The organism is Rhodococcoides sp. S146-33 (assembly GCF_059489205.1).
Genome location: NZ_JCAJWY010000002.1, coordinates 799,315 through 817,272, shown reverse-complemented (window position 1 = coordinate 817,272; position 17,958 = coordinate 799,315). Strand labels below are relative to the sequence as shown.

At 64.0% G+C, this 17,958-nt stretch carries 16 protein-coding genes, 1 tRNA gene and 1 other RNA gene; 4 read left to right on the top strand and 14 right to left on the bottom strand.

Translation table 11 applies throughout. The features are described 5' to 3' along the window. Positions 1-154 precede the first annotated feature (154 nt). The 3 genes from AC5WEY_RS12320 to AC5WEY_RS12310 are packed head-to-tail and all read left to right on the top strand — an operon-like array spanning position 155 to position 2,758. Complete coding sequence (locus AC5WEY_RS12320) at positions 155-1,345, top strand: molybdopterin molybdotransferase MoeA (RefSeq protein ID WP_495646099.1); 1,191 nt, start codon at positions 155-157, stop codon at positions 1,343-1,345. Beyond that, on the top strand, positions 1,333-2,352 hold the full coding sequence (gene moaCB, locus AC5WEY_RS12315; protein WP_495646098.1) for a bifunctional molybdenum cofactor biosynthesis protein MoaC/MoaB: 1,020 nt from the start codon (positions 1,333-1,335) through the stop codon (positions 2,350-2,352). The genes AC5WEY_RS12320 and moaCB overlap by 13 nt, the downstream gene beginning before the upstream one ends. After that, the gene (locus tag AC5WEY_RS12310) at positions 2,345-2,758 is read left to right on the top strand and encodes a molybdenum cofactor biosynthesis protein MoaE (protein ID WP_495646097.1); all 414 of its coding nucleotides are present in this window, start codon (positions 2,345-2,347) and stop codon (positions 2,756-2,758) included. Before moaCB ends, AC5WEY_RS12310 begins: the two co-directional genes overlap by 8 nt. Before the next feature lie 5 nt (positions 2,759-2,763). On the opposite strand, the gene AC5WEY_RS12305 is transcribed toward AC5WEY_RS12310, so the two are convergent. Beyond that, positions 2,764-3,807, bottom strand: coding sequence for a CobW family GTP-binding protein (locus AC5WEY_RS12305; protein ID WP_495646096.1), 1,044 nt, complete (start codon positions 3,805-3,807; stop codon positions 2,764-2,766). Positions 3,808-3,818: 11 nt separating this feature from the next. Then, the gene (locus AC5WEY_RS12300) at positions 3,819-4,925 is read right to left on the bottom strand and encodes an N-acetylmuramoyl-L-alanine amidase (protein ID WP_495646095.1); all 1,107 of its coding nucleotides are present in this window, start codon (positions 4,923-4,925) and stop codon (positions 3,819-3,821) included. Between the two features lie 519 nt (positions 4,926-5,444). On the opposite strand from AC5WEY_RS12300, the gene AC5WEY_RS12295 reads away from it, so the two are divergent. Beyond that, on the top strand, positions 5,445-5,789 hold the full coding sequence (locus AC5WEY_RS12295; protein WP_057477755.1) for a histone-like nucleoid-structuring protein Lsr2: 345 nt from the start codon (positions 5,445-5,447) through the stop codon (positions 5,787-5,789). A gap of 83 nt (positions 5,790-5,872) precedes the next feature. Here the strand turns inward: AC5WEY_RS12295 and AC5WEY_RS12290 are convergent. From AC5WEY_RS12290 to AC5WEY_RS12235, 12 genes are all read right to left on the bottom strand, one after another. Continuing rightward, positions 5,873-5,945 (bottom strand) — tRNA-Ala (locus tag AC5WEY_RS12290). 127 nt (positions 5,946-6,072) lie between these two features. Beyond that, the gene (locus tag AC5WEY_RS12285) at positions 6,073-6,819 is read right to left on the bottom strand and encodes a DsbA family protein (RefSeq protein WP_495646094.1); all 747 of its coding nucleotides are present in this window, start codon (positions 6,817-6,819) and stop codon (positions 6,073-6,075) included. Between the two features lie 25 nt (positions 6,820-6,844). Beyond that, positions 6,845-8,002, bottom strand: coding sequence for an MFS transporter (locus AC5WEY_RS12280; RefSeq protein ID WP_057477754.1), 1,158 nt, complete (start codon positions 8,000-8,002; stop codon positions 6,845-6,847). Between the two features lie 77 nt (positions 8,003-8,079). Then, positions 8,080-9,720 (bottom strand): phosphoglucomutase (alpha-D-glucose-1,6-bisphosphate-dependent), encoded by a 1,641-nt coding sequence (gene pgm, locus AC5WEY_RS12275; protein WP_057477525.1) that lies wholly within the window; start codon positions 9,718-9,720, stop codon positions 8,080-8,082. 86 nt (positions 9,721-9,806) lie between these two features. Continuing rightward, entirely contained in the window at positions 9,807-10,538 is a 732-nt protein-coding gene (locus AC5WEY_RS12270; protein WP_495646547.1) for a DUF1295 domain-containing protein, read from the bottom strand. Positions 10,539-10,594: 56 nt separating this feature from the next. Next, positions 10,595-11,920 carry an SAM-dependent methyltransferase gene (locus AC5WEY_RS12265; RefSeq protein ID WP_057477524.1) on the bottom strand — a complete coding sequence of 442 codons (1,326 nt, stop codon included), beginning with the start codon at positions 11,918-11,920 and terminating at the stop codon, positions 10,595-10,597. Continuing rightward, positions 11,917-13,230: a class I SAM-dependent methyltransferase gene (locus AC5WEY_RS12260; protein WP_495646093.1), complete on the bottom strand. Its 1,314-nt coding sequence runs from the start codon at positions 13,228-13,230 to the stop codon at positions 11,917-11,919. Before AC5WEY_RS12260 ends, AC5WEY_RS12265 begins: the two co-directional genes overlap by 4 nt. Next, positions 13,227-14,006: a DUF1365 domain-containing protein gene (locus AC5WEY_RS12255; protein ID WP_495646092.1), complete on the bottom strand. Its 780-nt coding sequence runs from the start codon at positions 14,004-14,006 to the stop codon at positions 13,227-13,229. Before AC5WEY_RS12255 ends, AC5WEY_RS12260 begins: the two co-directional genes overlap by 4 nt. Continuing rightward, positions 13,997-15,268, bottom strand: a complete 1,272-nt coding sequence (locus AC5WEY_RS12250) for an NAD(P)/FAD-dependent oxidoreductase (RefSeq protein WP_495646091.1) — start codon at positions 15,266-15,268, stop codon at positions 13,997-13,999. The genes AC5WEY_RS12255 and AC5WEY_RS12250 overlap by 10 nt, the downstream gene beginning before the upstream one ends. Beyond that, the gene (locus AC5WEY_RS12245) at positions 15,265-15,924 is read right to left on the bottom strand and encodes an alpha/beta hydrolase (RefSeq protein ID WP_495646090.1); all 660 of its coding nucleotides are present in this window, start codon (positions 15,922-15,924) and stop codon (positions 15,265-15,267) included. The genes AC5WEY_RS12250 and AC5WEY_RS12245 overlap by 4 nt, the downstream gene beginning before the upstream one ends. Positions 15,925-16,042: 118 nt before the next feature. Next, positions 16,043-16,413, bottom strand: a transfer-messenger RNA (tmRNA) gene (gene ssrA, locus AC5WEY_RS12240). Between the two features lie 65 nt (positions 16,414-16,478). Next, the gene (locus AC5WEY_RS12235; protein WP_495646089.1) at positions 16,479-17,939 is read right to left on the bottom strand and encodes an SDR family NAD(P)-dependent oxidoreductase; all 1,461 of its coding nucleotides are present in this window, start codon (positions 17,937-17,939) and stop codon (positions 16,479-16,481) included. Between the last annotated feature and the right edge of the window lie 19 nt (positions 17,940-17,958).

The window sequence follows — 17,958 nt, the reverse complement described above, 5'->3', positions numbered from 1 at the left end:
TCACCTCTTACCTCACCTTCGTCGATCTCGAGCACGCCTGTCTCAGACGTGTCTACCCAGTATGCCGCAGCCCACACTCGCCGGCATTGTCGGCGTGCTTAGGATTGGCACCCATGACTGCTGAGCACAAGCGCGCGATCACCGGACCAGCGCAGTGAGCGCCGTATCCGTGGAGCAGCATGCCGCCGCGGTCGAGACTCTTCTCGCGGCACTGGGCACCAGAACTGCGCAGCAAATCCCCCTGGCCAAGGCACTGGGGCGAGTCTCGTTCGAGGACGTGCGGTCGCCGGTCGATCTACCGCTCTTCCGAAATTCGCAGATGGACGGCTACGCAGTCGATTCGCGTTCCGTCGCCACGACCCCGGTGACGCTGAAGGTCTCGACCATCATCGCTGCAGGCCCCACGGAATCGGCCGTTCTCGCTACAGGTAGCGCGGCAAAGATAATGACCGGCGCACCCATTCCCGACGGGGCCGACGCCATCGTCCCCGTCGAGGACACGACGATATCGTCGGAAGGTTCGGTGACTATCGAACGCGGCCGCGGCGCAGGCGAATTCGTTCGTGAACAGGGAAGCGACGTGCGCGTCGGAACAGTTCTCGTCGAGGCCGGTCGAGTACTCGAACCCCGGCACATCTCGGTTCTCGCGGCTGTCGGTTTCGCCGAGGTCGCCGTGCGCTCGCGTCCTCGCGTGGCCGTCGTGACCACCGGTGCCGAACTGGTCGAGGCCGGATCGACTCTCACTCCCGGTCAGATCTACGACTCGAACGGCATCACCCTTGCGGCCCACCTACAGGCCAGCGGCGCGGAAGTGGTTGCCGTCGCGCGAAGCTCCGACGATCCGACACGATTTCGCGAGGTTCTCGACGAAGCAAGAGGATCGGCGGAACTGATCATCACGTCCGGCGGCGTCTCGATGGGCGACTTCGAGGTGGTCAAGGACGTTCTCGGTCCACTCGGCGGCACCTTCGGGTCGGTCCGTATGCAGCCGGGCGGACCGCAGGGCATGACACTGTTCGACGGCACCCCGGTGCTCAGCTTTCCCGGCAACCCCGTCAGCACCGTTGTCTCGTACATCATGTTCGCGCGCAACATAGTTCGGCGAGCAGCCGGTCTTTCTCCGATACTCCCGAGCACCGCGATCTTGCACGAATCGATCGTCTCGCGGCCGGGCCGCCGACAGCTTCTCCGTGGCCGGGTGCGGGACGACGGCCGAGTGGAGCTCGTGGCAGGCCCGGGGTCCCATCTGGTCGCTGCATTGGCCTGGGCCGACGTTCTGATCGACATCGACCCCGACACAACCGAACTCGCCGCAGGATCCGACGTGGAGGTATGGCCACTGTGACCACCGACGCCCCCCGACCCCACCTGTCTCATCTCGACGATCAGGGCCGCGCACGCATGGTCGATGTGGCGCACAAGAAGGAGACTTCGCGCACGGCCGTCGCCGCCGGTGAGTTCGTCACCACTGCCGAGGTCATCGCGCTCGTGCGCGCGGACGACATGCCCAAGGCCGATGTACTTGCCACTGCCCGTATCGCGGGAATCTCGGCAGCGAAGCGGACGTCGGAACTGATCCCGCTGTGCCATCAGCTCGCGCTCTCGTCGGTGAAGATCTCGTTCGGTTTCACCGACTCGTCGATCACGGTCGAGGCCACGGCGCGCACCACCGGACGCACCGGGGTGGAGATGGAGGCCTTGACCGCGGTGGCGGTCGCTGGTCTCACGCTGCACGACATGGTCAAGGCCGTCGACCCGGGTGCCACGATGAACGGCGTCCGATTGATCACCAAAAGCGGTGGTAAGCATGGTCATTGGCAGCGAGACGGGGTACCGGTCACTCCCGCCGCCGACGCTGCCCCGACGCTCGACACCACGCGGTCCGCAGTGGTGCTGGTGGCCTCCACCGGCGGCGCGAAGGGAACTCGACCGGACACCACCGGCCCCACCATCGCGTCCTGGTTGAACGATCGAGGCTTCACCGTTCGTGGCCCGCTGGTGTACGCCGACGCCGACATAGCGGCCGGCCTGCAGGACGCGTTGCGCGGCGAACCGTCGTTGATCGTCAGCACCGGAGGCACCGGCGTATCGCCCACCGATGCGACTCCCGAGGCAACTGCCGCTCTCCTCGACATCGACATGCCGGGGATCGCCGACGCCATCCGTACCCGCGGGACGTCCGCAACGCCGCACGCGGTCCTCAGCCGAGGGGTTTCGGGACTGATCGGCCGCACGCTGACGGTCAATCTGCCGGGCTCGCCGGGCGGCGTCAAGGACGGTCTCGCAGTTCTCGATCCACTACTCGACCATGTCTTGGCACAGATCGCCGGAGGAGGACCCCACGATGAGTGAACTCGTCGCACGCATTTCCAGTGAACCGTTGAGCACCGCCGAAGTGGAAGCAGCCGTACAGGATTCACACCACGGTGCCGTAGTTCTGTTCAGCGGGATAGTCCGCGACCACGATGGCGGCCAGGCGGTGGAAACACTCGAATACCGTGCGCATCCCGACGCGGAACGCTTCTTGAACCGATGCTGCTCCGAGGTCTCCGCCGAGACCGGCCTCGAGGTCGCTGCGGTACATCGCGTCGGAGACTTGCGCGTCGGAGACCTCGCACTGGTGGCAGCCGTCGGATCCGCCCATCGCGCCGAGGCCTTCGAGGCCTGCGCACGATTGGTCGAACGCATCAAGGCCGAGGTCCCGATCTGGAAACGGCAGGGATTCGAGGGCGGACGCACCGAATGGGTCGGACTGTAGGAGTTCTACCCAGCGTCGAGGTATCTGTGTACGGGGAGCATCGACGACGCATCGCAGTGCTCGGATTGCTCCCGCACACATGCTCGCAGTCGTTTCTCTATGGCCTCTGCATCGAGGTCTGTACCGATCAGCACCAATGACGTCTGTTCGGTCTCACCCCGCGCCCACGAGGTCGCCTCGAACCGAATGTGTCGGCCGACGGTGTGCACGATGAACTTCTGCGGATAGCCCGGCACGGCGAAGTGCACGAACCCTTTGATGCGGTAGAGATTTCCGGTGGGATTCTCCAGAAACTCGATCAGTCGTCGTGGGTCGATGGGATCGGGGCTGACGAACTCGGTATGAGAATACTGGGCGTGCAGGTGGTGCTCGTGGTCGTGGTCACTGTGGTTTTCACGTAGGAGCTCGTCGAACGACAACTGAACGGGGATCGTCGACTCGACCGACAGGTCGTCCCGACGGTCGAACAGCAGCAGCGGGTCCACTCGACCGAACGCGATGGGGACGACGGGGACGTCCCCCACGATGGACCGCACGGTGGACACGACTGCGGAGCGGCCGGACTCCGAGACCGCGTCCGACTTGTTCAACACCACCAGATCGGCCAACTGCAGATGCTGGTCGATCTCGGGATGCAAGACGCGAGTCTGTGGAAATTCCACCGCGTCGACAACTGCTACGAGGCCGCCGTAGACGATGAATTCGTTCTCGCTACCTCGGACCATTCGGATCAGATTGCGGGGTTCGGCGAGGCCACTGGCTTCCACCACGATGACGTCGATCTCCGAACGGCGCTGCGCGAGGGCGTCGAACATCGCATCCATGTCGCTGATGTCCACCGCGCAACAGATGCATCCATTGCCGAGGGAGACCATCGAGTCGACCTGCCCTGCGACGAGCATGGAGTCGACGTTGATCGCTCCGAAATCGTTGACCACGACGCCGATTCGGATTCCGGCATCGTTGCGCAGCAGGTGATTGAGCAGAGTCGTCTTGCCCGCGCCGAGGAAGCCCGCGACTATCACCACCGGTATTTTTCGACGCGTCACGGCGTCCGAGACTACCGGGCAGCAAGAATCTGTTTCAGCAGGCCCTGCGCGAAGGTGGACACACTGCTGACGTTCTCCGGGGTGGCGAGCCCTTTCAATCCGTCCACTCCGAACGTCTGGACGTACGGAGAGACGCTGTCGAGCAATCGCGAGAGCGCACTGCGGCCTGCCGTCGGCGCTCCGATGCTCCTCGTTCCGGTAGCCGAGGACTCGCTGGGCGCAGCAGTGTCGGTCGTCTTCGCCGCAGGGGCGGCAGCCGTCGTCGTCGGGGTGGTCGTAGTCGCCGCGGCTGGCGCGGACGCAGTCTCGGCACCGAGCAGGTAGTCGATTATTCCGGTCGAGATTGCGATCGCATGCTTCAACTGACCGTCTGCACCTTCGAGAAGGGCTGCGTCGTCGGGGTTGGATCCGTTGCCCATTTCGACGAATACCAACGGGACGGTGGTCAGTGCCGGCCCGGCCACATCCGAGCGCTCCTGAATTCCCTCGTCCACGCCTGCGTAGTTGGCCGGCTCGAACCCGGCCCGAACGTACGAGTCGCGCATCAGCGTCGACGCCGACCGTCCTCCTTCGGACTGGGCCGCGTCGGCCGCTGCGTTTGGAATCGGCAACGTAGGCACGATCAGGTGGAATCCGTGTTTATCGGCATCGGTCGCCGTGCTCGTGGAGTCGGCATGAATACTCACGGCGACGTCGGCTCCGGACTCGCTCGCCGCACGCGCTCTGTCGTCGACGCATCCGCCCCACCCGGAGTCGTCGGCGCGGCTGGTCTTCACCGTTGCACCCAAGCTCTCCAGACTGGACCGAACGAGTTCGCTGACCTTCCAGTTGATCGTGTGTTCGGGGACGCCGTCCACGGTGGTCATTCCTGTGGTCTGGCAATTCTTCGTCCCGCCTCGGCCGTCGTCCACCTGGCGCTGCAGGTTCTGCGAATGTGCGGTGCCCTGGTGGCCCGGGTCGAGAAAAACCGTCTTGCCCGACAATTCGCTACCAGTCGTCGACGGAGTCGTGGCGGACGGAGCAGCTGTTGCTGGAGCAGCGCCGATCAGGCCCGCACCGAGGATTCCCGCGCACATCAGCGCTGTTGTTGCCGACATGGTGATTTGTGCAGATTTCATATGCTGTCGAGCGCACCGGAGTGACAGGTGGCGCTACTCCCCTCTCGGCCCTTCGGTTGCGCTGATCGCAGTGGGTCGCCGACAACACGGGACACACGCGAAACAGCAGACACTTGCGCCTCGAGTGAACCAGATGTTGTGCTCGACGCGCCGCGAATGATCTTTCGTTAGTGAAAAGAATGCGTTCCGTAATCGATCTGTTGCAGACGCACGGGCGGCTTCGAGCAACCGCGCGCCGTCTCCCCACTTCGACCACCGTGAACCGACCCGAGGATGGAAAATTGTCTGCGCTCCGGCCGGTCGGTCGTCGATTTCGATAAGCAGCGACATCGCGCCGGAACAATGCACTCGCGCACACCCTTACGTTTCGACGACCGCCGGATCCGATTCCCGGCAATTCTGCGAATCGAGTAACAATTCCCAGGCCTGCATGGATAAACACATTGCTCGGCCGTATAGTCGGTTCAGTTCGATCTGGACATCCCCGCATCATCCCCTGCACCATTGGAGAGCTTCAGCATGGCCAGAAAAGTCTATGTGCAATTAGTCGACGACATCGACGAAAAACCGATCGAATCCGGTGGCGAACACATAACCTATTCGGTCAACGGAGTCACCTACGAAATCGACCTGAGCGACAAGAACGCCAAGGAATTTCACCGCAAGCTCGACTATTACATCGAACACTCCACCAAGGTCGGTGGAAAGCGGACCAAGAAGTCGACTACCTCTGCAGCCGGCGCCAAGCGCGATGCCAATCAAACCAAAGCCATCAGAGAATGGGCGAAGGCGAACGGCCACAATATCTCCGCGCGGGGCAGAATCCCCGCCGAGGTCGAGCAGGCCTTCGACGCGGCCCACTGAGTCACCGCTGACGTACAGCAACGGAACGAGAAAAGCGCCGCTCGAGAGCGGCGCTTTTTCTTGTTCGGAACAGACTATCTCGGTGGAGCTAAGGGGACTCGAACCCCTGACCCCCACACTGCCAGTGTGGTGCGCTACCAGCTGCGCCATAGCCCCGAGTTACTGCGTGCAACCGCTCATGCGGTTGCTCGAACGAAGTTACACCATCGGTCGCAACAGCAACAAATCACCTGGTCCGGCCGGTACCGAGAACTCGACCACCGGCCGCACCCACGGCGCTGGATCAGTTGATCGTGGCCAACCATTCCGAGTCTCCCAGCGCGTCGACCACCTGTCCGTCGACCAACACACCCGGTGTCCCCCGCGCTCCCGATGCCGCAAGCGCGTCGCGTCCTGTGTTCGCATCCGCCACCGCGGCATCTCGTTGTGCACCACTGACGATGCATTCGACCGCCAGGTCACTCGCACCCGAGGAACGAGCGAGGTCCGCCAGTTCTGCATCGGTTCTGTCCGAGTCTGCACCTTCTTCCGGGCGGAATTCGGGGTCGAACAATCCGCTGTGAAAAGCGGAGTAGACCCGAGCGTTCTCCGTCGCCGCCACGCAGTGCGACGCGGCCACGGCCCGCGTCGAATAGTCACCCGAGGCCGATTGCGCATCGAGGAAATTGACCAGGTGGTATTTCACCGCGACGATGCCGTCGTCGATTTTCTGAGCCAACTCCTGGCCGTGCTTCACTTCTAGATCACCGCAGAAGGGGCACATCGGATCCTCGAAGACATCGACGACACGCTGTGCTCCCGGACGCGCCAGCTGCACCACACCGTCACCTGGCAACGACAATTCGACCTCGGGATTCTTGACGGATCCGTAACCGTCGTTACGTGGGGCATCGCTTCCGCTCTGCCACATGATCGCGACCACGACGACTATCACCACCACCAAGAATGCGATACCGCCCAATACGTAGGTCATCGTGTTGGACGTCGCCTGTGGCGTATGTTTCGTGCTCGATGTCTTCTTCTGGCTCACAGACCGAATACTACGGATGTGCGTGTCAGGTGCGCTCGCGCTCGAGGGTGTCGGGTACGCGAGACCACCAGAGTCCGGCTACCAGAAGCAGCGCACCCGTCACGGCGAACGCCGGACCGAACGAGACCCGCTCCACGATCATTCCGGCGACGATCGGGCCGATCACCGCACCCACGTCGGACGCCATCTGGAAGGCCGCCAACACGGGTCCCCCGCGCGCCTTCGAACCGATCACGTCAGCGACCGATGCCTGCTGGGCAGGACTCATCAGACCTGATCCGATGCCGGCGATCAACGACACCACCAGGAACAACACCGGATCGTGCACATAGCCCATCACGACGGTGCCCAGGCCGCACACCGCCAACCCACCCACCATGAAGGGCTTGCGTCCGCGCACATCGGACAGGCGACCTGCGCTGGTGAGAACCAACGCATTTCCCACTGCGAACACGGTCAGAGCGACACCGACGAACACCTCGGATCGCTGCATCGCCTCGACGACGAACAACGGCACCAGCGCCACCCGAACACCGAACACTGCCCAACCGTTGGCAAAATTCGACGCCAGCGCCGCCTGATACGACGGGATCCGCAGCGCGGCGAGCAACGACATCGTGGGTGGTGCCGAGCCCTTCTCCCGTTTGACGAGGTCGGAATTACCCAGGGTGAAATACACGACGGCAGCGGCGATCACGAGAGCCACTGCGTAGATGACGAACGGCACCCGCAGACCGAATCCCACGAGCGCGCCGCCGACGAGCGGACCGCCGATGGTTCCCAGCAGGAAAGCGGTCGCATACAGGCCGGAGATGCGGCCACGACTGGTCGGAGGACTGATCCTGATCAGCAATCCCAGTGCCGACACCGAGAACATCGTCGAACCGATGCCGCCGAGTCCGCGAAAGAGCAGTAGCTGCCAATACGTCTGGGCCAGAGCGCACGCACCGGTGGACACCGCAACGATCAGCAGTCCGATCAAGTACACGGGTCGCTCGCCGAGCCGCTGCACCAGAGCGCCACTGGCAGGGGCGAACAGCAACCGCATGAGAGCGAACGCACTGATGACCGCCGACGCCGCCGTGTATCCGACGCCGAATTCCCGCGCGAACTGTGGCAGAGCGGGCGCGACGATCCCGAATCCGAGCGCGATGACGAACGCCGCCGACACCAGAACCCAGATCTCCGGGGGAAGCTTGCCTCCGGGTTGGAACGCCGGCTCGCGAGCGGAACTGTCGTGGTCGGGTGAAGGTGAGTCGGTCACGAGCTCTCGAGTGCGGACGACACCAGTTCACGTGCTGCAGCCTGCACCTGGGCGAGATGGTCTGCGCCCTGGAACGACTCCGCGTAGATCTTGTACACGTCCTCGGTTCCGGACGGGCGCGCAGCGAACCAGGCGCTCTCCGTCGTCACCTTCAGGCCACCGAGGGCAGCCCCGTTGCCCGGAGCCTCGGTCAGCGTCGCCGTGATCGGTTCGCCGGCCAGCTCGGTGGCGGTGATCTGGTCCGGCGAGAGCTTGGCGAGAACCGCTTTCTGCTCCCGGGTGGCCGGTGCATCGACGCGGGCATACGACGGATCGCCGAACTTCGCAGTGAATTCGGCATAGCGCTGAGACGGCGTCGATCCGGTGACAGCGGTGATCTCCGACGCCAACAGCGCCAACGTGATTCCGTCCTTGTCGGTGGTCCACACTCGGCCGTCGTGCCGAAGGAACGACGCGCCGGCGCTCTCCTCACCGCCGAACCCGAGTTCACCGGTGAGTAGGCCGGGTACGAACCATTTGAATCCGACGGGCACCTCCAGCAGCCGACGGCCGAGTCCGGCGACGACCCTGTCGATCATCGACGAGCTCACCAGTGTTTTGCCCACCGCCGCCGTCGGTGACCAACCTGGCCGATGAGTGAACAAGTAGTCGATGGCCACGGCGAGGTAGTGATTGGGATTCATCAGGCCACCGTCGGGAGTGACGATGCCGTGCCGATCGGAGTCGGCATCGTTGCCCGTCGAGATGTCGAATCGGTCTCGAGCAGCGATGAGCGACGCCATCGCATTGGGCGACGAGCAATCCATCCTGATCTTGCCGTCCGTGTCGAGCGTCATGAATCGGAACGTGCCGTCCACCAACGGATTGACGACGGTCAGATCCAGGTTGTGACGCTCGGCAATGGCGTCCCAGTAGTCGACGCTTGCGCCGCCCAACGGATCGGCACCGATGCGCACCCCGGCTGCCCGAATGGCATCGAGGTCGAGCACGTTCGGCAGATCGTCCACGTAGGTACCGAGGAAGTCGTACCGCGACACGCTCCCCGCGAACGCCTGAGCGAGAGTCACCCGCTTGATGCCCGAAATACCCTCGCGCAGTAGCTCGTTCGCGCGAGCGGCAATGACCGACGTGGCATCACTGTCGGCGGGTCCACCGTGCGGAGGGTTGTATTTGAAGCCGCCGTCCCGGGGCGGGTTGTGCGACGGGGTCACCACTATTCCGTCGGCCTTCGCGGCCGGGCCGGACTCGTTGTATCGCAGAATGGCATGACTGACGGCGGGAGTGGGGGTGTATCGATCCCCCGAGTCGACCAATACGTCTACATCGTTGGCCGCCAACACTTCCAGCGCAGTCGTCCACGCCGGTTCCGACAACGCATGGGTGTCCCTGCCGATGAACAACGGCCCGGTGATGCCCTGCGCAGCGCGGTACTCCACGATCGCCTGGGTGGTCGCCACGATATGCGCCTCGTTGAACGCCGAATCCAGGCTCGACCCACGATGCCCCGACGTACCGAACACCACCTGCTGGCTCGGCTCCGACACGTCGGGAACCCGCGAGTAGTACGCCGTCACGAGTTGCGAAAGATCCACCAGATCCTCCGGCAATGCAGTGGTTCCAGCTCTCTCGTGCGCCACGATGCGCCTCCTCGTTGTGGTCGAACCGAACTCGATCGATGGATCGAGCTCCTCGACAACCCTAACGCCGCTACCCCGCCCGCGAGCTACTTGCTGGGTCCTTTCGGCGGCCGAGGGAGGAAGTAGCTGGTCCGCTGCTGGTATTCGCGATATCCCGGACGCTTTTCCATGCTGCGCTCGAGCAACCGTGCGCCGGTGGCGAACACCAGGAAGTACGTCATCGCGATGGGCGACAGAATCGTGAACACCCCGGGCCACGCCGACGCCGACACGAGGAACAGTCCCCACCACACCGCCGAGTCTCCGAAGTAGTTGGGGTGCCGCGTCCAGGACCACAGACCACGATCCATGATCTTGCCCTTGTTCGACGCGTCGGCCTTGAAGGCCTTCAATTGCGCATCACCCACTGCCTCGAACGTCCATCCGAGAATCCAGACGAGCACCCCGAGCACGACCACGGGTACGACCGATCCGTGTGCGACAGCGGACACCTGCAACGGCAGGGACACGAACCACAAGGCGGCCGCCTGCGTCAGATAGATCTTGCGCAGGGCATACAGGGTTTCGTTTCCGGTGGCCTTGGACAGCAGTTCGGTGTAGCGCGGATCCTCACCGTGTCCACGTGAGCGCTGAAAGACGTGCAGTGCGAGCCGAAGTCCCCACACACCGACGAGCACCAGCAGCAGCAATCGACGCCATGTTTCACCGGTGCCGGTCGCAGCCGAGATCAGCGCGATCAGAACGAAGCCGCCGCCCCACGTCACGTCCACGACGTTGTGCCGTCCGATACGCGCACCGATGAGGGCGGTGACGACCATGAGGACGGCGGTGCCGCCGAGGCTCGCGAGCGATACGGTCAGGAAATCGGACCAGTTCACCGCGCGGGTACCCAGACCGGTCGAACCGGTTCCATCTCGGACGATCCGTTCTCCGACCGGACCGCAAGAATCTGGTCGACGCCCATCCGGTTGTCCCGGAAGGCCATTCCGCCGCCGATCAGGTACAACCGCCACACCCGGGCGACCTCTTCACCGACCATTGCCACCACCTCGTCGAAGCGCGCCTCGAAGCGCTCGGTCCAGACGTCGACGGTCCGCACGTAATGCTCCCGGAGCGCATGCACGTCCCGAACCTCGAGCCCCGCCTCCTCGATCATGGCAACTGTCCGCCCGACCGGGCGCATGTACATGTCCGGCGCGATGAAGGATTCGATGAATGCTCCGCCGCCGGGGTTGTCGCCTTCTCTCCGCGACATCTGCTGGATCAGCACGCGTCCCCCCGGCTTGACGTTGGCGTGCAGCGCGGCGGTGTAGGTCGGGTAGTTGGCCTCCCCCACATGCTCACCCATCTCGATCGACGCCACCGCGTCGAACGGGCCGTCCGGAATCTCCCGGTAGTCCTGGATTCTGATCTCGACGTTGTCCTGCAGTCCCCGATCGGCAATTCGCTTGTCGATGAACGCTTTCTGTTCGCGGGAGATCGTCACGCCGACGACCTTCGCTCCGTATTCCTGAGCTGCATGCAGGCTCAAGGACCCCCAGCCGCAGCCGACGTCCAGAAAGCGCTGTCCGGTGCGCTTGTCGAGACCGATCTTGCGACACACGAGATCGAGTTTGTCGCGCTGGGCGTCATCGAGGGTGTAGTCCGGCGAATTCGAGGTCCAGTACGCGGACGAGTACGCCATGTGCGAATCGAGGACCAGTTCGTAGAAATCGTTGGACAGGTCGTAATGGTGGCTGATCGCAGCGCGGTCGCGGAGCACCGAGTGCAGCCGCCCCTTCACCGAGGCCTGCGACACGGGCGGCGGGAGTGGGCGGCCGAACACTCCGAGATCCTTCGCCAGTCTCGCCAATCGCAGTAGGGACGCCGGCCCCGGTCGGACCGCCGAGAGTCGGCGCTCACGCACCACACCCCACACGTGATCGAGAGCCGCGGCAAGGTCGCCGTCGACGTCCAACTCCCCGGTTACGTACGCCTGCGCAGCACCGAGTTCGCCGGGGCTCCACAGCAATCGACGAAGGGCGCTCGGACTCCGCAACAGCACTCTCGGTGCCGAGGCATCGCCTGCGACGGATCCGTCCCACGCCTCCAGCCGAACGGGAAGTGGACCACCCACCAAGGGCTCTATCAATTCGGCAATCCGATGCGCGACACCGACGCTGCGATCGGTCCGGTCCACGGAAAGTGTCGAGGTGGTCATCGATTGTCCCTTCGGTCGAGCACGATCTGCTGAACATCGAGGTACCCGGATCGAAATCCGGCCTCCGAGTAGCACAGGTAGAAGTGCCACATACGCGCGAACACCTCGTCGAAACCGAGATCCTCTGCCTCGCTTCGATATTCGCGGAAGCGGCTGTCCCACAGCGCCAAGGTGCGCGCGTAGTGGTCGCCCATGGACAGACGCTCGCGAACCCGAAGCGAGGTGTGCTGCTCGGTCACTTCCTCGATGGCCCGCACCGACGGGAGGAACCCGCCGGGAAAGATGTACTTGTGTACCCAGGTGTAGGTGTTTCGGGTGGCCAGCATGCGGTCGTGCGGCATCGTGATGGCCTGGAGGGCAACTCGCCCACCCGGCGCGAGCAACGAGTCGATCGTCTCGAAGTACGTTCCCCAGTACTGATGACCGACGGCCTCGATCATCTCGACCGACACGATCGCGTCGTACTCGCCGTCGACCAGACGATAGTCGAGCAGATCGATCTGAATCCGATCTCCGTAACCCGCAGCGGCGCAACGCTTGCGCGCGAGTTCCTGCTGTTCGGTCGACAACGTGACCGACCGTACCGTCGCACCGCGAGCGGCCGCTCGGATAGCCAGCTCGCCCCATCCGGTGCCGATCTCGAGAACCCTGCTTCCATCTCCGACGCCCGCGCGGTCGAGTAGCCGGTCGATCTTGCGACGCTGGGCGTCGGCGAGCTCCTCACTGTCGTTGTCGCTTCCCGATCCGGCGAACAACGCGCTCGAGTAGGTCATCGTGTCGTCGAGGAAGAGCTCGAAGAGGTCGTTGGACAAATCGTAGTGCCGTGAAATGTTGGATCGCGTGTTCTTCGTCGTATTGCGCTCGCTCCGCGGCGGTTTCGGGATATAGAGCCCTCGGAGTCGCTGCAGGGACTTGGGAATCAGCGACGCCATCCGCCGGGCGAAGACCTCGAGCACGGCAGTGAGGTCCTCGGCATCCCAGTCTCCGGCCATGTACGCCTCACCGAATCCGATGAGTCCACTGTCGCCGACCCGTGCCGCGAAGTCGTGTGGCCGATAGACGGTCATCAACGGTGCGTCGTCCGACCCGGCTCCGATCACTTCGCCGTCGGGCATCGCGACCCGGACCTGTAGTCCCGCGACCGCACGACGGAACAGGACATTGGCGACGGGCGCGGCGGCAGCAACCTTCATGCCGCCGGGAACATGCGCGATCTGGGGCCAGACGCGCGGATCGACCGACGGGCGCGGACCCGTGGCGGCACCACCGTACGGATTCGACACAGAATTGGATCTCGACACAGTCGTCATCTGTGGGCCTCTTCCTTCTGGGATACTCGTTCCCCCGGAGGGGTAGGTTTCTGCACGATCTTCAGGCCCCGCGCCCAGAGCCGAATGCCTTGCCAGCGGATCTGTGCAACCACTCGCAGCGGCGCAATCGGGATCTCGAGTGCGGTGCGAAGAATCGACCGCGTCGTCACCTCGCGCCGACGGCCGTCGACGGTCGCCACGAACGGAGGTTGACCGGGACGTTCGAGCACGATCGACAGGCGGAGTGCGGAGTCCGGCTCGGGTAGCTGCATGGAGTATTCACCGTCGACGTCGTTGAACGGCGAGACGTAGAACTTCTTGGAGGTCCGGGCCGCGCCGCGACGATCGGTATGCAGGAGATACCGGTATCGCTCTCCGTAGGTGTTGTGCACCTCGGCCACCACGCAGCGGAGGTCTCCGACCGGGTCGTGACACCAGTAGACACTCAGTGGGTTGAACGTGTGCCCCAATACCCGCGCGCTGGCCAGCATCGTGATTCGTCCGCCGCCCAGATCGATACCGTTCTCCGCCAGGAACGCGTCGACGTTCCGGCGGATGGTCGAGTCGGGGTCTCCGAGGTGATCACGGGGATCGAACGAGGCCAGCGGCCGCAGTATCCGCGGGAGTTCGGGCAATGCGTCGAGGTCGACGAACCAGCTGTAACTCTTGTACGAGAACGTGTTTCGAATAGGCGCGCGCCGCACGTGATCGATCCGCGTGACATAGAGGGCCGCTCCGTGTGCGCGAGTGGCCGGCAGAACGGACGTCAGAGCCACGTGGCACCGACCCGTCGTGCAGCGAGTGCTCCGGACAACGCACCGTCCTCGTGAAATCCCCAGCCGTGGTACGCCCCGGCGAACGCCACCGTATCGGTGTCCAATTCGGGAAGCCGTCGCTGCGCTGCCACGGATTCGGGGGTGTACTGCGGGTGCTCGTAGGTCATGTCGTCGAGCACCGTGTTCGGGTCGATGCGATCCGCTCCACCGAGGGTGACCAACATTCTTCGATGCGTGTCGTCCAATCGCTGCAACCTCGTCAGGTCGTAGCTCACCAGAACTCGGTCGGGCCTGGCGGCACAGGACGGGAGGTGGTAGTTCCACGAGGCCCGAGCCCTGACGTTTCGTGGTAGCACCGATGAGTCGGTGTGCAATTGAGTGTGATTGGTCGAGTACGGCATCGCTCCGAGAACGCTGTGTTCGAGCGCAGTCGGTTCTGCGAGCATCTTCAGCGCTGCACCGGGATGAACCGCGACGACGGCGGCGTCGAACGTGCGCAGATCGTCGTGACCGTCCCGGATCTGCACGGAGTCGTGCGACCTGTAGACCGCGCGCACCGGGGTATCGACCAGCACCTCGTCGATACGCGACGACACCCGCCGAACGTATTCGATCGACCCGCCCGTGACCGTACGCCAGGTGGGAGACCCTGTGACGGTGAGCATTCCGTGGTGCTGAAGAAAGGAGAACAGATAGCGAGCTGGGTAAGCGAGAGCAGTGTCCGGATCACACGACCACACCGCCGACACCAACGGCGTCATGAAGTGGGATCCGAAATATGCCGAGAACGAGTGTTGGGCGAGAAAACGTCCGAGGGTGATGTCGGAATCCGCGGAGTCGTCCCGGTCGAGCAATTCGGTCGCCAGCCGGTGAAACCGCTTGACATCGAGCAACATCGACACAAATCGTGGCTTGAACACCGCCGTACGTTGCGCGAGGATTCCGCGCATGCCCTGGCCACCCGAATACTCCAGCCCGCACCCGTCGCAGCGCACGGACATGCTCATGTCCGAATCCTGAGTAGGCACATCGAGCTCGTCGAACAGTCGAAGCAGCGTCGGATACGTGCGGTCGTTGTGCACGATGAACCCGGTGTCGACTCCTACCGGACCGTCCGGGCCGTCCACGTAATGCGTGTCCGCGTGGCCCCCGAGGCGGGAGTCCGCCTCGTACAACGTCACCGACGAATTCTTCGACAGGGCGTATGCGGCCGTCAGTCCGGCGACACCGCTCCCGACAACCGCAACCCGACGGCGCGTCACGACTGGGTGCCCATGCAGTCGACCTGCACATCGGCGGCGATACCGAGAACGAAGTCACGCGTCGCCCTCGACCACAGCCGCGGATTGCGGAGCATGAAATGCCCACCCGGAACGGAAAGGTAGCGAGCGGACGCCCCGCGCTCCGACGCACGTTCGGTCGCCCGGCGCGAGGTTCTCGGATCGGTCCACTTGTCTGCAGTTCCGTGCATCACGAGCAGCTTTTTACCCGGCCCGGACGCATCGGCCTCCGCCCCCTCCGGCCACCACGGGGCCAAAGCGACGACACCCACGATGGAAGGGTCGTCGATCAGGGCAGCTGCGGTGCGGCCGCCCATAGAATGGCCGACGACCACCACGTGAACGTCAGGATGCTCGGCGCGGATTCGGTTCAACGCCCACCGGGCGTCCTCGACCGGAGACCGTTCGGGGGCGTTCCAGCCGCGGAACCGGTACTGCAACTGCTGCACCGAAATGTCGTGTGCGCGTCCCACACGCCGAAGCATCCAGGTGAAGGGCCACATTCGCAGACCGGCCAGGTGCCACGGTCGACTGCGCGCCCGGCTGACGTCTTTGCCGCCGCCGAGGACCAACACGACCAATGCAGGGGCGGACACCCGCCTGCCGGTGCGCAGTACTGGAGTCGGCTCGTTGCTCATGCCGGTTATTCGGCACCGAGGCCGATTCGGGTGGGATCGGTTCGGAGGGGCACATGTGACCTGTCCGACAAAGCAAAGAAGACCGGGCCGAGAGAGTCTCTCTCGGACCGGTCTTCTGCGGTGGAGCTGCCGGGAATCGAACCCGGGTCCTCTGCTGCATTGCCAGGGCTTCTCCGTGTGCAGTCCGCTATGTCTCTACTTGGATCTCCCGATCTCGCGAACAAGTCAGGATGACGATCCCAGCCACTGTTTGATGTTCCTCATCATCCCGCGGCCGGATGAATCGGTAAGCCCTCTAGCTGATGCCAGTACCCGGACCGAGGGCAAGCCCGGACTGACAGACACGCAGTCGCTACTTAGGCAGCGAGTGCGTAGTCGCGCTGATTGGAATCGGCGCTTATAAGGTTGCGATGACGCTTACGGTGGTCTCTCGCCTGCACCGACACGCTTCCCCTGACTCAACATACAAAGTCGAAACCGTTCAGCCCCGTATGTTCCCGAACACCGTGCCCGGGCTGTTCAGTGTAACGCCTCGCCCGGCCACATTCATTCCATTAACGGCCGACCCGGCGATCCGCAGAATTCGAGGCCGCATCGGCGTCCACGCGTTGCACTACCGTCCGCAACATACGACGCGCCATCACCAGTCGCGCCGGCAGAGAGGCATACCACACCGCTCGCCCGGCCAGTCCGCGTGGGAAGAACACCAAACGCTGCTCGATCGTGGGCTGCTTCGCCGTTCCGCCGACCGTCAGGTCCAGCCACGCCTCGCCGGGAAGCCGGGTCGAGGACTTGAGCCGCGTGGTGTGTTCGGTGCCCGACGCCGAGGCGTCGGGTCCGGTGGCGTCACGATGCCAACCGGTGAGCACGTCGGAGTCGGCCAGGCGTTCCAGAGCCGGTCTGATAGCGCTCGACTTGGCCGCACTCCTGGCAACCCGAGTGTCGGTGTACACCACTTCCCCGGCCCAATCAGGGTCCGAAGGCAGTGGATCCGACGGTGCCGCGGTACCGGTGGCATCGGTCCACCTCGTCTCGACCTCGCCGTCGTCGATTTTGCGCAGCGCCAATCGAACCGAATCGCGGTAGCCCGTCAGTCCGTTCTCCGGGCGCGGCACGACGGCGTCGATGTCCATCTCGTGACCGACCGCGTCGTACTGCAGCGATTCGATGAGTGGCATCGCCAGCCCACGCGGAATGGGCGTCACCAGCCCGATCCAGTGGCCGGCCAGCCGTGGAGTCAAGACCGGAAGCACGATGATGCGGCGCTCCCTCAGTCCGGCGACGTCGGCGTAGATGTTCATCATCTCGCCGTACTGCATCACGTCCGGCCCACCGATATCGAAGGTCCTGGATTCGGCGATCGGCGCGCTCGCGGCCCCGATCAAATAGTGCAGCACGTCGCGCACAGCAATGGGCTGGATGCGATTGTGCACCCACCGCGGAGTTGTCATCACCGGAAGCCGGTTGGTCAGGTGGCGAATCATCTCGAACGATGCCGAACCCGATCCGATCACCACACCGGCCTGCAGCACTACGGTGGGAACGCCCGACTCGATCAGAATGCGACCTACCTCGGCGCGTGACTTCAGGTGTGGTGACAGTTCCCCGGTGGGCGGATGCAAGCCGCCCAGGTAGACAATGCGCCCGACGCCGCACTCGGCAGCAACGGCTGCGACGTTCTCGGCGCTGTCGCGTTCGGTGTCGGCGAAATCGGAATGTCCCGCCGTTCCCATCGAGTGCACCAAGTAGTACATGACGTCGACTCCGGTCAACGCCTCCTTCAGCGACTCTCGGTCGCTCAGATCGCCCTTGACGATCTCGACGTCCGCCGCCCACGGCACGTTGTCGAGCTTGCTGGGGGTGCGCGCCAGCACGCGGACCCGGTAGCCCTCGTCGAGCAGGCGCGGGGCCAGACGACCGCCCAGGTAGCCCGTGGCACCGGTCACGAGAACGCGAGGAGGCAGTCCGTCGTCCTGAGCCACGGGGATGTCGGACGACGAATCGGAAGCTGTCATAAACGAGGTCATTACCCCC